Origin of the sequence: Paraburkholderia sp. CI3, from assembly GCF_050436505.1 — a bacterium.
Classification (GTDB): domain Bacteria; phylum Pseudomonadota; class Gammaproteobacteria; order Burkholderiales; family Burkholderiaceae; genus Paraburkholderia; species Paraburkholderia tuberum.
This window is the reverse complement of record NZ_JBNDMI010000003.1, coordinates 1,661,934-1,676,431: the sequence shown is the minus strand read 5'-3', so window position 1 is coordinate 1,676,431 and position 14,498 is coordinate 1,661,934. Positions and strand designations below refer to the sequence as shown.

Below are 14,498 nucleotides of genomic sequence, written 5' to 3'. Positions count from 1 at the left end.
ACACACCATCATGGCAAACAAAGGCAATACTGGAAACGAGACGCGAAGCGAAGTGATGCTCGAGCTGTTGCGGCTCGACAAGGGGTCGGTGGTGGCGCTCGTCGGTCATCCGATTCACGTGATGATGGTGCATTTCCCGATCGCGTTCGTCGTCGCGACGTTGGGCGTCGACGTAATCTACTGGTGGACGGGCGACCCGTTCTGGATTCGCGCCGGCTTGTGGGCCGCCGGCTTCGCGTTCTGGAGCGGCGTGGCTGCGAGCGTGGTCGGTACCGCCGAGCTGCTGCTGGTGCGCGGTATCCGCCTGAAGGAAGCGAGCTGGTCGCATGCGGTCGCCGCGATGACGCTCGTCGCGCTCGCGGGTGCGAACTGGGGCGTGCGCCTTTATTACCCCGATGAGATCCTGCCGCATGGGCTCGTGCTGTCGGTGCTCAGCTCGGTGATGACGGGCTTCGCCGGCTGGCATGGGGGCAAGCTCGTGTTCGATCATGGCGTCGGAATTCTCGTTTCGCCGAAGGAGTGATGCAGCCAGCGGCCAAGTCCGCCGGGCTCGAACAGATGCGGGGCCAGCAGGTTCGAGTCGATGTGAGGCTTGGCCAGCACGATCCAGATGATCGCGACGATCACGATCAGATAAGCGATGGTCAGCGCGATCGCCGAGGCACGGCTGAACCCGCCGTCGGGCAGATACAGATCGTGCAGTACGAGACCGGCCAGCACATGCAGCATCGCCATGATGCCGACGAACACCATCTTCGCGGTGAACCATTCGACGAAGGTGGCCTGCAGAAAAATCAGCGCGGTGCCGCTCGCAATCGCGACGAAAGCGGCGGGCGAGGTCAACTCCACGAACACGAGACGCGTGATGCGGTGCAGCCGGTCGAGTTCGGTGCCCGCCGCGAGCCCGCGGCGCTGCCAGAACAGATACGGCAGCACGATCAAACCGCCCGACCAGACGGCGATCGCGGCCAGATGAATGAACTTCAGCAGGGTCGTCACAGCGCGGGCTCTCTGACGCGCAGGCTTGACCAGACGAGCGAAAGTCCTGCCGCGAGATAAGGGATCATCGCCAGTACCCACATCAACAGTCCGGCGAGTTGCTGGTCGGCGAGCGGGGTGAGCCCCCACGCGGCGGTGGTCGCGAAGTGCGCGACGTAGAGCGGCACCGGCGCGAACACGATCAACGCGCCGAGCAATCCCATGTGGCCGATCGTCGCGACGAGCGCCATCAGCGCGGGGCCGGTCGGCAGCGACGGCGAGAAGATGCTGCGCCACATGAGCCATGCACTGCCAAGCAAAGTAATCTGCATCAGCCAGTAGCCGGGTACCGTCGCGAGTCCCCACGCATAAGGCCCAGGCGCATGCCACAGCCAGATGATCACCGCATGAGCGGCGACCACCGGCACGAGGGGCGGATGCGCGAGGCGCGGCAGCGGAAACGCGAGGGCGAGCAATGGAGCTACTGCAGCGATCAAAATGACGTGATGAGTGACGCGTGCGGAGAACAATGCCGAGGATAACGCGCAGAGCGGCGACACGAACACGAGGGCCATCAGTGCGACGGCGCCCCATCCCGCCCGTGCGTTCGCCGAGCGGTTGCTGGCCACGAACCATGCGAGCGCCGCGAGCGCGACGAGCAATGGCGGATCCGTGTTCCAGCGCAGCCACAAGCTTTCAGGGACAGCCGCGGGACCACAGTAGGCGACAGGAAAATATGGCATGGGCGATGTCTTCAACGAGTCCAGGTGCTTCTTTAATACACGCAAGCAAACGCGTGACAGATAACGCCTTCGAATTGTCGGGACGGCTCACGATCCAACTGATCGCTCGTGTACTCTAGCGCAAATAAACTGTTTAGGGACGGCTATCTGAATCCTGTAAGTTTTTGCGTGACAGAATGTTTTCAATTTGTCACTCGAGGCGTTTGCCGGCGGAATAAAAGCCGGTGTAATGGCGGCGGTAAGATTGCAATGGTGCGGCGCAATACTTCAGGCTGACCTGCCCGGCGTACTATGATGAAATCATGTGACGGAGGCCCGCCATGTTTCATGATCCCATCCGAATTCCCGCAATGATCGAATTGACATTGCTTGTGATCGTGCTGATCGTTGTCAGCATCATACGCGCGAGGCAGCAAAGGGAGCGGGCGCGGAATCGCGCCATGGCGGAGCAGCGAAGCTCTGATAAAACGCGAATGTAATATTCGCGTTTACTGCATCTTTTAATACTTCCGTATTCAGCTATTTTGCTGGTCTTTGTTACTTCTATCGATGGCTTTTCGGCGTGGCGGCAGCCACGCCGGTCGACTTTATAGCGGTACGCTCCAGTTGGACCCACTGCTGCACGCTGGCGCGCTGCCATTGTTGCGTGGCGTACTCCTTGAGCTTGTGCGGAACGGGATCGCCATTCAGCACGAGGCGATTGAGCATCAATGCGAGGTCCGTATCGGCGATGCACCACTCGCCGAACAGATTTGGCGAATTGGCCGGGAGCAATGCATCGGCGGCGGCGAAGAGTTTTTGTGCCGCTTCTTGTGCGCTGGCCGAAAGCGGGCCGCCGCGCGATCCGCAGAAAATGACTTCGGTGGAGCGCTCCTGGCGAACCGGCAGCAGATCGCTGCGCAGCCAGGCCTGCAGCTGGCGCGCTCGCGCGCGCAGACGCCGATCTTGAGGATAGACCGGGGTGTCCGGGAAAGTCTCTTCGAGGTACTCGGTGATCGCCGACGACTCGGATAACGCAAAGTCTTCGTGTATCAGGGTCGGCACGCGCCGCGTCAATGAGCGGGCCGCATAGTCGGTGGCGTGATTCGCCTTGTTCGCGAGATCGACGGTCGAAAGGTCGAACGGCAAGCGCTTCTCGCGAAGCGTCACGAAGACGGACATCGCGTAGGGGCTAGCGAATTGGGCGTCGGTGCAGAGGTGGAAGGGCGGGTGTGCCACAGGGGTCCGTTTTCGTTAGTCATCGATGACGAGCTTCGAATACTAGCTGCTCGTCGCGCGCCATGCAGCCTTTCACCAGTGCGGATTGGCCATCTCGCAGGCGAGCAGGCAGCCTAACGCCGACACGGTGCCGACCGCGCCGAGACCAAATCCTACGGCAAGGTTCTCCGCCGTCGTTGCGCAACCCTGCAGCAGCGTTATCGACGTCAGCAGCGACGCGAGAAAAAGACGATACCGAAGTCGCGAAGAAGATGTGCGTCGTGGTGACATGATATGTTCGGCGTGAAGGGCGCTCTTTCAGCGCATCAGCGTACGAGCATAGCGGCCCATCATTTGTCGCATTCACCCGAGTAGCGGGCGACAAGCGTCAGACCTTACGAGCTCTTGCGAGGCGCCGGGCCGCGCTCGAAGCGGTCGCCGGGCAGCGATACGGGGAGAACGCCTCGTCGGTTTTTCGACCGGTATTGCAACTGCAGAACAAAATCACGCGAGGGGCTTCAAAAAAATAATCAGGCTGATACAATGGCGCCCCTCTGCCCAGGTGGCGAAATTGGTAGACGCACTATCTTGAGGGGGTAGCGCCGAAAGGCGTGTGGGTTCAAATCCCGCCCTGGGCACCATTTCGAATCGTCGATTCGAATCTTCAAGCGCTTCGCGCTTTCTTCAGACAACGGCGGCCGTATCAGACCATCGCGTTGTCTCCGCTTCTGCGCTCAGAACTCGTTCCGATAGGCAAATAGCCCCGGAAGACCGCCGCTCATCACGAATAGAATCTTCTGTCCGGCACTGTACTTCCCGTTGCTCACGTTTTCCACAAGACCCGCAAATGCTTTGCCGCTATACACGGGATCGAGCAACAGACCTTCCGTCGATGCCATCAGCCGAACAGCCGCGCGCATGTTATCGGTTGGAATGCCATAGCCGGGTCCGAGCTGCGCTTCGTCGATCGAGATGGCGTCATCACTCACGCTTAGGCCTGGATCGATCAGCCGGACCGTCTGATTCGCCTTATCCAAAGTAACCGTGCGCGCGTGGCCAGCATTCCCATACACCGTGAATGCGGCAACACGCGACGGATCCAGGCCCAGTGCAACAAAACCCGCGACCAGCCCCGCATGCATGCCGCCGCTTCCATTCGGCACCACGACGCGATCGAAGGCCACGTTTTGCGCTTGCGATTGCGCGACGATTTCAGCTGCGCAGTCCGCGTAGCCGAGACAACCGACCGGGCTCGAACCGCCCAACGGACACACATAGACGTTACGGCCCCGCGCTCGCAACTCGTTCGCGCGTTCCTCCGCGAATTGCAATGCGTTGGCCGTGCCGGGAAGATCATGCACGCGCGCATCGAATAGCGCATCGAGCAGCACGTTGCCGTTCTCCATGTAGTCGTGGTCGAAACGTGGCACGGTTCTCGTCAGCACCAGCTCGCATCGAAGTCCGACGCGAGCCGCCGCGGCCGCCGTGAGGCGCGCATGATTCGATTGCCGCGCGCCGACGGTAACGATGGTGTCCGCGCCGCGCGCGAGCGCTTCGCCAATCAGGAATTCGAGCTTGCGCAGCTTGTTGCCGCCGCCACCTAGTCCCGTCAGATCTTCTCTTTTGACGTAGATGTCCGCCCCGCCGAGGCGAGCGCTCAGACGCGCAAGGTGCTGAATTGGCGTCGGGCCTTCGAGAAGCGCACGGCGCGGAAACTTTGATAAATCGAGGCGGTGCGATGAGGCGGAGTTCATGGTCGTGTGCGGGCGATTGAGTTGAAAGAGCCGTTTCCATTCATTTGACTGACGCAAAGTTCTCTTTGACTCGAGTGCTCAATGCGTCAACGTCCGTATCCCGGCCAGTAATTTATCAACTTCGGCGTCGGTGGTCAGATAGCTGACCGATGCGCGCGCGATCTGCGTCAGCCCTCTGCTTGTCATATCGAACGGCGTGTACGCGACGCCATTCGAGCCGATCGTGATGCCCTGTGCCGCCAACGCGCGTCGCACCGACATGGCATCGAGTCCGGCGACGTTGAACGACACCAGACCGGATCGTTCGACACCCTGGTCGAGCACCCGCACGCCCTTCATCGCGGCCAACCGCTCGCGCAATGTTTGCGCGGTCCGATCGATCTGCGCGCGGATGTTGTCGATGCCGATTTCCAGCGCTTCGTCCAATGCATTCGCCAATCCGCAATGCAGTGCAAGCGACGCTTCCGACGATTCGAAACGCACGGCATCGTCGCGCAGTACAGGGTCGCCATTGGCGTCGAGCGGCGCGGAGTACGTGTCGACGAAGGCCGGCGTCAAGCGGGGCAGAAAATCCCGCCGGACGTATAGCAGCCCGGTGCCCCGCGGTCCACGCAGTGCCTTGCGGCCCGCGCCGGCCAGCACATCGCAGCCGACTTCGACGACGTCGATCGGAAGCTGTCCGACGGCCTGCGCCGCATCGATGAAATACGGAATGCCGTGACGGCGTGCTACCCGCCCAATCGCGGCGGCCGGATTGATCAGTCCGCCATTGGCCGGCAGCCACGTCAGCGCAATCAGTCGGACCCGGTCGTCGAGCATCGCTTCGAGCGCGCGAGGATCGACCCTGCCGCTCTCATCGGAAGGAATCGTCTCTATCGATGCGCCCGCGCGCTGCGCCAGAAGACGCATCGTCGCGAGATTGCCGCCCCATTCGTGCCGCGCAACGAGGATGCGTTGCCCCTCGCGCCACGGACCCAATGCCGCGAAAGCAGCGCCCCAGCCCGGCGAGTTGCCAGTCGTCAACGCGATCTCGGCGGGCCGAGCGTTCAGCAGTCGCGCGGCGAGCGTGCGCGCCCGTTCGGTCTGTTCGCGGGCAGCCGCGCCCGCTTCCATGGGTCCCATCGAGGCTTCGCGCAACAGATGCGCGTGAATCGCTTCGAGCGTGGCGGCCGACGGCAGCGACGCGCCCGCATGATTGAAGTGCGTGGTACTGCGCACACCGGGTGTGCGGGCACGTATAGCGTCGATGACAGCGGGCGACAGCGGAGAAGACATTGGCGGCTCCGAGTGTATGAGTTGAATTCAGACGTTCTTCAAGGCGACAACCGCTTCGACTTCGACGGCGACCCCTGCCGGCAGCGACGCAACACCCACCGCGCTGCGCGCGTGACGGCCGGCGTCACCGAAGATCTGCACGATCACGTCCGACGCGCCATTGGCAACCGTGCTTTGAGCACTGAATGCCGGCGTGCTCGCGATGAACACGTTCAGGCGCACGATGCGTGCCACGCGCTCGAGCCGGTCGCCCGTCGCCGCGACGATCTGCGCGACGACACCAACCCTTACCCTCCAGCATCATTCCTGCCACGCTTCTCCTTCCGGATACCAGTACCTGTCCAGCGTCCCTTCCAGCATCTCGATGCTATACCCGGCCCTTTGCGGCGGCATATAGTGCCCGTTGCGGATCACCACGGGATCCACGAAATGCTCGTGCAAATGATCGACGTATTCGAGCACGCGATTCTCGAGCGACGCCGACACGCAGATATAGTCGAACAGCGAAATATGCTGCACGTACTCGCACAAGCCGACACCACCCGCATGCGGGCACACCGGCACACCGAACTTCGCGGCCATCAGCAGTACGGCGATCACTTCGTTGAGTCCGCCGAGCCGGCAACTGTCGATCTGGCAGAAGTCGATGGCTTGCGCCTGCAGCAGTTGCTTGAACATCACGCGATTGTGGCAATGCTCGCCGGTTGCGACGCCAATCGAACCGAGCCGCCGGCGAATCGCCGCATGACCGAGGATGTCGTCGGGACTCGTGGGCTCCTCGATCCACCACGGGTCGAACTCGGCGAGACGGCGCATGTTCGCGATCGCCTCATCGACGTCCCACACCTGGTTCGCGTCCATCATCAGCTTCCGGTTCGCGCCGATCTCTTCGCGCAGAATGCGCGCGCGCCGTACGTCTTCCTCCAGATCGCCGCCGACCTTCTGCTTGAAATGCGTCCATCCCTGCGCGACGCCTTCGCGCGCGAGACGGCGAATCTTGTCGTCGTCGTAACCGAGCCAGCCCGCCGATGTCGTATAGGCCGGATAGCCGTGCGCGAGCATTTCCTTTTCACGCTCGCCCTTGGTCTTCGCATGACGATGCAGCATCGCGAGCGCTTCGTGCGGCGTGATTGCATCAGTCACGTAGCGAAAGTCGAGGCAGCGCACGAGTTCTTCCGGGCTCATGTCGACCAGCAGCTTCCAGACCGGCTTGCCGACGGATTTCGCCCACAGGTCCCACACCGCGTTGACGACCGCCGCGGTGGCAAGATGAATCGCACCTTTGTCCGGGCCGATCCAGCGCAGTTGGCTATCCGAAGTAAATGCGCGCCAGAAAGCGCCCATATTCGCGGCGATATCTTCGAGCTTCTTGCCGACGATCAACGGCGTGAGTGCATTCACGGCAGTCACGCAAATTTCATTGCCGCGGCCAATCGTGAACGTGAGGCCGTGGCCGGTGAGATTCGGCGTGTCGGTTTCGAGCGTGACGTAAGTGGCGGAGTAGTCTGGCGCGGCATTCATCGCGTCGGAGCCGTCCAGCGAACGTGAGGTGGGGAACCGGATGTCCCGAACGGACAGCCTTGTGATCGTTGTCATGTGCGCACCCTCCGGGGCTGTGGCTATCGACTTGTCGTCTGCGGACGCAGACGGATCGGTTTCGTGCGCACGTTCTCTGTGTGCGCCGGTCCTGCTGCGCGTACGGGTAAGCCCGCAGTTGCCAGATACCAGGCATCCCTAGGTATTTCCAGGCATTTGTACGCGTTGACAACACGGCATTCACTTTCTAGCATGCTAGCATGTCTTCTCGAAATCAAGGCCTTCGTGAATTCCTCGACCGAACTTGAGAATGCCGCCGGGGACCCGTATGTCGCACTGCAAAAAGTCGGCGGCGGCGAGCGCGGCAGCTTGACCGACGCGGTCGAGGCGGCGTTGCGGGAAGCGATCGTTACGTTGGCGTTGGAACCCGGCATGATGATCGACAAGATGGCCGTGTGCGAACGCATGGGCGTGTCGCGCTTTCCGGTGTCATCCGCGTTGGCGAGGCTTGCGCATGCGGGTCTCGTCGAGGTTTTGCCGCAACGCGGCACGCGCGTCAAACCGATCGCGCTCGACGACATCCGCCAGCATCTGTTCATCCGCAGCGCACTGGAAGTCGAGACGGTGCGTGGGGTCGCGCTGATGCACGACACGGCGACGCTCGACGCATTGGCACGCAATCTCGATCAGCAGCGCAGTCTGGCTGGAAGTGGCGAACGTCTGGCGTTTCACGCGCTCGATCTGGCTTTCCATGAAATCCTGCTCGACGCGGTGAAGCTGCCGCGCGTGAAGGAGATCGTCGCGGTGTCGCGCAATGCGCTGGACCGCGCGAGACAATTGCTCGCGAGTCCAGAACGGCTCACGTATACGCTGGAAGAGCACGAAAGGATCTTCAAGGCCCTTTGCGCCGGCGACGGCGATGCGGCCGCGAAAGCGATGCACGATCATCTCGACCAGGTCGTCGCCGAATTGCACCGGTCCGCAAAAGAGCGGCCCGACCTGTTCGCGCCTTGAATGAAAGCTGGAATGAAAGCCGTTGTTCAAGCCGTAAAAAGCTCCACCGTAAAAACGTTGGTGATATAGGCAGCCGTCGACAGACCAGCACATGAACCCACTCATTTCCGTCAACAATCTTTGCAAGAGCTTTCCGGGCGTAAGAGCGCTTCATGACGTCCGGTTCGAACTCATGGCCGGCGAGGTCCATGCGCTGATGGGCGAGAACGGCGCGGGCAAGTCGACGCTGATGAAAATTCTCGCTGGCGTCTATACGCGCGATTCCGGCGAAATTCTCTTCGACGGCAAGCCGGTCGATTTTCAAGGTCCACGCGACGCGCAAGCTGTCGGCATCGGCATCATTCATCAGGAACTGCAACTGATGAATCATCTGAGCATCGCGCAGAACATCTTTATCGGCCGTGAGCCGCGCAAGGGTCTGGGTCTGTTCCTCGATGAAGACAAACTGAATGCACAGGCAAACGAGATCCTCGCCCGCATGCACGTGAAACTCGATCCGCGCACGATGGTCGGCACGCTGACCGTCGCGAGTCAGCAGATGGTCGAGATCGCGAAAGCACTGTCTTTCGATTCGCGCGTGCTGATCATGGACGAACCCACGTCCGCGCTCAACGATGCCGAGATCGCCGAGCTGTTCCGGATCATCCGGCAATTAAGAGAGCGCGGCGTCGGCGTCGTCTATATCTCGCACAAGATGGACGAGTTGAAGCAGATCACCGATCGCGTGACCGTGATGCGTGACGGCGAGTATGTGGCCACCGTGCCGACCGAGGGCACCGGCGTCGAGACGATTATCGGCATGATGGTCGGACGCACGCTGGGCGACGTGACGCCGGTCGAGAGCGCGCCGGTGAAAGGCGAACTCGCGCTCGAAGTGAGAAATCTCGTCGCAGGTCCGCTCGTGCGCGACGTCAGTTTCGAATTGCGCAAGGGCGAAATACTCGGTTTCGCAGGCTTGATGGGCGCTGGCCGCACGGAGGTCGCGCGCGCGGTGTTCGGCGCCGATCCGGTCGAATCGGGCGAGATACTCGTGAAAGGCGTGAAGGCGTCGATCAAGAGGCCCAGTGATGCGGTCAAGCGCGGCATCGGCTACCTGTCCGAAGATCGCAAGCGCTTCGGTCTCGCTACGGGAATGGATGTCGAATCGAACATCGTGATGGCCGATCTCGGCAAGTTCCTGTCAATCAATATGTTTCTGCGCCGCGGGCAGATTCGCAAAAGAGCGCAGCACTTCATCAAGCTGCTTGCGATTCGCACGCCTTCGGCGACGCAGCAGGTGCGGCTCCTGTCGGGCGGCAATCAACAGAAGATCGTGATCGCGAAATGGCTCGAGCGCGATTGCGACGTACTGTTCTTCGATGAACCGACGCGCGGCATCGACGTCGGCGCGAAAAGCGAAATCTACAAGCTGCTGCGCTCGCTGGCGGCGCAAGGCAAGGCGATCGTGATGATCTCCTCCGAGCTGCCGGAAGTTCTGCGCATGAGCGACCGCATCGTCGTGATGTGCGAAGGCCGCATTACCGGCGAGCTGTCCGCCAGCGAAGCGACGCAGGAGCGCATCATGCATCTCGCGACGCTGCGCGAACCCCTGAAAACGGTACAAGCCTGAAGAGGTCTACGACATGACATTGCGAACGGATACCGCGGCGCTGGACAACGAAAGGCGCACTTCCGGGCTGAAAGCGCGAATTTTCGCGCCGACCGCCGTGCAAAAGATGCTCGCGTTCGCGAGCCTCATCCTGCTGCTGGTGTTCTTCAGTTTCGCGTCGCCGGCCTTCATGCAGATGGACAACATCCTCGGCATTTTTCAGGCGACAGCTGTGAACGGCGTGCTGGCGATCGCCGCCACGTTCGTGATCATTACGGGCGGCATCGATCTATCGGTCGGTACGTTGATGACATTTACCGCCGTGATTTGCGGAGTGTTTCTCACGTACTGGCATCTGCCGATGTGGATGGGCGTGCTCGCAGCACTCGCGACGGGCGCGGTATGCGGCACGGTATCGGGCACGCTGACCGCCAAAATGAAGATCCCGCCATTCATCGCGACGCTCGGCATGATGATGCTGCTCAAAGGTCTTTCACTCGTCGTGTCGGCGGACAAGCCGATCTATTTCACCGATACCGAGAACTTCTACCGTATTTCCCAGGATTCGCTGATCGGCTATTTCCTGCCGAGCGTGCCGATTCCGAATGCGGTACTGATCCTGTTCGTTCTCGCGATCGTCAGTTCCATTACGCTCAATCGCACCGCGCTCGGCCGCTATACGTTCGCACTCGGCAGCAATGAAGAAGCGGTGCGGCTCTCGGGCGTCAATGTCGATCGCTGGAAGATCGCGATTTACGGCGTGGGCGGCGCTATCTGCGGCATCGCGGGTCTGCTGATCGCGTCGCGGCTCAATTCGGCGCAGCCGGCGCTCGGTCAAGGCTACGAGCTCGATGCGATCGCGGCGGTCGTGATCGGCGGCACGTCGTTGAGCGGCGGTTCGGGAACGATACTCGGCACTATCATCGGCGCTTTCATCATGAGCGTGCTGACCAACGGACTGCGCATCATGTCGGTCGCGCAGGAGTGGCAGATCGTCGTGACCGGTTTGATCATCATTCTGGCGGTGTATGCGGACATCCTGCGGCGCAGCCGGAGAAGTTGACGCAGGAGCAAGGAAGCAGCAAATAAGCAGGGAACGCAGGAGCACGAGAGAGAGGGCACGTGAAGGCTCCCTCGAAAGCTCGATAGCGGCTTGATAGCCCAACCATTGGAGGAGGCCCCATGTTGAAGAGAAGACTGATCGGTATCGTGGTCGGTGTCGGTGCGCTCGTCGGCGGAAGTAGTCTCGCGTATGCGGACGAGCCGTATATTCCGCTTATTTCGAAAGGCTTCCAGCATCAGTTCTGGCAAGCCGTCAAATCGGGCGCCGAGCAGTCCGCGAAAGCGAACAACGTCAGGATCACGTTCGAGGGACCGGAAACGGAAGCGATGGTCGATAAGCAGATCGACATGCTGTCGGCCGCGCTCGCGAAGAAGCCGCAGGCGCTCGGCATCGCGGCGCTCGACAGTAAGGCGGCCATCCCCTTGCTCAAGCGCGCCCAGAACGACAAGATTCCGGTGATTGCATTCGACTCTGGCGTCGACAGCGATATTCCGTTGACGACCTGCTCGACGGACAACGTCGCCGCCGCCGCGCTCGCCGCCGACAAGATGGCCGCGCTGATCGGCAATTCCGGCGAAGTCGGCGTGATCGTGCACGACCAGACGAGCCGCACCGGTGTCGATCGCCGCGACGGTTTCGTCAATCAGATCAAGTCGAAGCATCCGAACATCAAGATCGTGTCCGTGCAATACGGCGCCGGCGATCACCTGAAGTCCGCGGAAATCGCCAAGACCATGATCCAGGCGAATCCGAACCTGAAGGGTATCTTCGGTGCAAACGAAGGTTCGGCGGAAGGCGCGGCGATCGGCGTCAAGGAGTCGGGCAAGAAACTCGTGCTGATCGGCTTCGACTCCGGCAAGGAGCAGAAGGAGAACATCATGTCGGGCTTGATGGCCGGCGCGATTACGCAGAATCCGGTCGGTATCGGCAAATGCACGGTCGACTCGGCGGTCAAGGCGCTGCACGGCGAGAAGCTGCCGAAGAAGATCGACACCGGTTTCTACTGGTACGACAAGACCAACATTAACGATCCGAAGATCGCAGCCGTGCTGTACGACTAAGCGAGGCCGGCGATCGCGACTCGGGAAGCCGAGGCTGCGACAATCATCAAAGAGGGAGAGCCACGATCTTCCTCTTTTTTTATTGCCGTTCCGCAACTTCGGAATCGCGCTATATCGAGCGGTCCGTTGCGCGGCAACAACATGTAATCCAAACGCTCGTACTCCATCGAGCAAGTCGGGATTCGCGCTCATGCAGGGTTTTTGATCCACGGCTGCCGGTCATTTCGCGCCGTTGCATGCATTAATCTGATACTTTATGTTTATGTAATCGCTGCACGAGCCGTCCATTCGCATGCCGATTCGGACCCACCCACCGTCGAATGCGCAGGTCATGGCTTTTACCGAACCAAGGTCTCCATTTTTCAAGTGGGTCGTGTCCTCGGCCCAGAACCTGAGTCCGGACAACCGGCAGATCCTGCTTGCCAACCTGTTCACGCGAACCGCATCGATCGTTTTCGCGTCGATTTGCGAAATCAGCGTTTGCGCAACCGCGTATTATCTTTATCCGATTCCTCTATATGCCGCGTGGGGTATCGCGGTCGTCGCATTGCTGATCGCGCGGCTCACGCTGATCTGGTTATGCCGCACGCGGGCCGCCCTTGGGCTGCCCACGCCGACTTCCGCGTTTATTTTCGCGAGTCTGTTGTGGAGCGCGTTGTTCGGGTTTGGCACATTCCTGTGCAATATCAGCGGAAGTCCCACGCTTTTTCTGCTTGGAAACGTCTGTGCGGTCGGTGTGATCGGCGGATTGTCCGGACGCAATGCGGGCACGCCGCGGCTTGCGTTATTGCAGATCGTTTTTATTCTCGGCTTTCTGAGTGTCGGCGCGGCGATGTCGCCGGGCAATGGCAAGCTCGTGCTGCTATTTCAGGCTCCGTTTTGCGCGGCCGGCTTCTTCACGGTCGCGCTGCGCAGTAATCGCGACACCGTTGCGTTGCTGCTCGCGCGGGAAAACAGTCATCGCCTCGCGCGCCAGGATAGCCTGACCGGTTTGCCGAATCGCGCGCGTATCAACGAGTTGCTGATCGAACGCACCGGCGAGAGTTCGACGCGGCAGGGCGAGGCGTTCGCGGTGCTGCTGATCGACCTCGACGGCTTCAAGGCGATCAACGACAGTCTCGGTCATGCCGCCGGCGACCAGATTCTGCAGGAAGCGGCCTCCCGTTTGCGCGATCTGCTGCCGAGCGGCGACCACGTTGGCCGCCTGGCGGGCGACGAGTTCGTCGCGATTTCGGACGACGCCGGGCAGCTTCGCGACGTGCGCGTGCTGGCCGATCGCATCGTCAGAACGCTGGCGCGGCCGTTCGTGTTGAGCGAAGCGCTCGTGCATATCGGGGCGAGCGTCGGCATCGCGCTCTATCCCGAACATGCGAAAACGGGTCCGCAATTGCTGATCTGCGCGGACCGCGCGTTGTACGGCGTCAAGCGCAGTGGCAAAAGCGCGTTCGCGATTTTCGATGCCGAGAAGCACGTATCGGACGAAAGCCTGAGCCTGCTGCGCAGCGACCTCGAAGGCGCGCTGAAGTCGTTCAATGGTTTGCGCATGGAGTATCAGCCGATCATCGATCTGCATACCGGCGCGGTAGCGGGCCGCGAGGCGCTGATTCGCTGGGCCCATCCGACGCGCGGCGAGTTGTCGCCGTCCGCGTTCATTCCGACCGCCGAGCGCACCGGCCTGATCCTCGCATTGGGTGAATGGGTGCTGCTGCAATCGTGCATGGCGGCGTCGGCGTGGCGCGACAAGGTGATCGTCGCGGTCAATGTATCGCCGGTGCAATTGCGCGAGGAATCGTTCGCATCGACGGTGACGGCAATACTTCGGAAAACGAGGCTGCCGCCGACGCGGCTCAATCTCGAGGTCACGGAAACGGCACTGCTGAACGACGACGAAGTGACTCGCCGCAATATCACCAGATTGCGCGCATTGGGTATCGGGCTGGCGCTCGACGACTTCGGCACCGGCTTTTCGACGATGTCCACGCTCGTGCGCTTCTCGTTCGACAAGCTGAAGATCGACAGTTCGTTCGTCCGCGAGTCCGTGCATCGGCGCGAATCGGCGGCCGTGGTGCGCGGCATCGTCGCGCTGGCGCGCGAGATCGGCATGCCGACCACGGCCGAGGGCATCGAAACCCAGGAGCAGCTCAATTTCGTGCGCGTATGCGGTTGCACGCATGCGCAGGGTTATCTGCTCGGCAAGCCGATGTGCAACGAAGAAATCGAGCAGTGCGAAGCGCTGCTCGACGCGCGTGTCGCCGACAAGGCCGCGCCTGCGGACTTTTGATATCCGTT

The 14,498-nt window shown here is 61.2% G+C and carries 13 protein-coding genes, 1 tRNA gene and 1 pseudogene; 7 read left to right on the top strand and 8 right to left on the bottom strand.

What is annotated here, in order from left to right:
• Positions 1-10: 10 nt before the first annotated feature.
• Positions 11-523 (top strand): DUF2231 domain-containing protein, encoded by a 513-nt coding sequence (locus OKW29_RS16380; RefSeq protein ID WP_429291767.1) that lies wholly within the window; start codon positions 11-13, stop codon positions 521-523.
• Here the strand turns inward: OKW29_RS16380 and OKW29_RS16375 are convergent.
• The 4 genes from OKW29_RS16375 to OKW29_RS16360 all read right to left on the bottom strand — a co-directional run bounded on the left by OKW29_RS16375 (position 487) and on the right by OKW29_RS16360 (position 3,209).
• Positions 487-999, bottom strand: a complete 513-nt coding sequence (locus tag OKW29_RS16375) for a CopD family protein (RefSeq protein ID WP_429291766.1) — start codon at positions 997-999, stop codon at positions 487-489. The genes OKW29_RS16380 and OKW29_RS16375 overlap by 37 nt on opposite strands.
• Positions 996-1,721 carry a cytochrome c oxidase assembly protein gene (locus OKW29_RS16370; protein ID WP_026226403.1) on the bottom strand — a complete coding sequence of 242 codons (726 nt, stop codon included), beginning with the start codon at positions 1,719-1,721 and terminating at the stop codon, positions 996-998. Before OKW29_RS16370 ends, OKW29_RS16375 begins: the two co-directional genes overlap by 4 nt.
• A 543-nt stretch (positions 1,722-2,264) precedes the next feature.
• Positions 2,265-2,939 (bottom strand): glutathione transferase, encoded by a 675-nt coding sequence (yfcF, locus tag OKW29_RS16365; RefSeq protein WP_429291765.1) that lies wholly within the window; start codon positions 2,937-2,939, stop codon positions 2,265-2,267.
• A 72-nt stretch (positions 2,940-3,011) separates the two neighbouring features.
• A complete protein-coding gene (locus OKW29_RS16360) occupies positions 3,012-3,209 on the bottom strand; it encodes a hypothetical protein (protein WP_162634082.1) in 198 nt (65 codons plus the stop codon).
• 265 nt (positions 3,210-3,474) lie between these two features.
• Between OKW29_RS16360 and OKW29_RS16355 the strand changes: the two genes are divergently transcribed.
• Positions 3,475-3,559 (top strand) — tRNA-Leu (locus OKW29_RS16355).
• A 93-nt stretch (positions 3,560-3,652) separates the two neighbouring features.
• Here the strand turns inward: OKW29_RS16355 and OKW29_RS16350 are convergent.
• From OKW29_RS16350 to OKW29_RS16335, 4 genes and pseudogenes are all read right to left on the bottom strand, one after another.
• Positions 3,653-4,672, bottom strand: coding sequence for a D-cysteine desulfhydrase family protein (locus tag OKW29_RS16350; RefSeq protein ID WP_429291764.1), 1,020 nt, complete (start codon positions 4,670-4,672; stop codon positions 3,653-3,655).
• A 78-nt stretch (positions 4,673-4,750) separates the two neighbouring features.
• The gene (locus tag OKW29_RS16345) at positions 4,751-5,947 is read right to left on the bottom strand and encodes an aminotransferase class V-fold PLP-dependent enzyme (RefSeq protein WP_429291763.1); all 1,197 of its coding nucleotides are present in this window, start codon (positions 5,945-5,947) and stop codon (positions 4,751-4,753) included.
• 27 nt (positions 5,948-5,974) lie between these two features.
• Positions 5,975-6,232: pseudogene (locus OKW29_RS16340) on the bottom strand (RidA family protein); the annotation flags it as partial.
• 15 nt (positions 6,233-6,247) lie between these two features.
• Complete coding sequence (locus tag OKW29_RS16335; protein ID WP_429291762.1) at positions 6,248-7,543, bottom strand: L-fuconate dehydratase; 1,296 nt, start codon at positions 7,541-7,543, stop codon at positions 6,248-6,250.
• Between the two features lie 192 nt (positions 7,544-7,735).
• Between OKW29_RS16335 and OKW29_RS16330 the strand changes: the two genes are divergently transcribed.
• From OKW29_RS16330 to OKW29_RS16310, 5 genes are all read left to right on the top strand, one after another.
• Positions 7,736-8,497, top strand: coding sequence for a GntR family transcriptional regulator (locus tag OKW29_RS16330; RefSeq protein ID WP_429291761.1), 762 nt, complete (start codon positions 7,736-7,738; stop codon positions 8,495-8,497).
• A 91-nt stretch (positions 8,498-8,588) separates the two neighbouring features.
• Positions 8,589-10,106, top strand: a complete 1,518-nt coding sequence (locus tag OKW29_RS16325) for a sugar ABC transporter ATP-binding protein (protein WP_429291760.1) — start codon at positions 8,589-8,591, stop codon at positions 10,104-10,106.
• A gap of 13 nt (positions 10,107-10,119) precedes the next feature.
• A complete protein-coding gene (locus tag OKW29_RS16320; protein ID WP_429291759.1) occupies positions 10,120-11,148 on the top strand; it encodes an ABC transporter permease in 1,029 nt (342 codons plus the stop codon).
• Positions 11,149-11,267: 119 nt separating this feature from the next.
• The gene (locus OKW29_RS16315; protein WP_187616048.1) at positions 11,268-12,209 is read left to right on the top strand and encodes an ABC transporter substrate-binding protein; all 942 of its coding nucleotides are present in this window, start codon (positions 11,268-11,270) and stop codon (positions 12,207-12,209) included.
• A gap of 331 nt (positions 12,210-12,540) precedes the next feature.
• Entirely contained in the window at positions 12,541-14,490 is a 1,950-nt protein-coding gene (locus OKW29_RS16310; RefSeq protein WP_429291758.1) for a putative bifunctional diguanylate cyclase/phosphodiesterase, read from the top strand.
• Positions 14,491-14,498 lie beyond the last annotated feature (8 nt).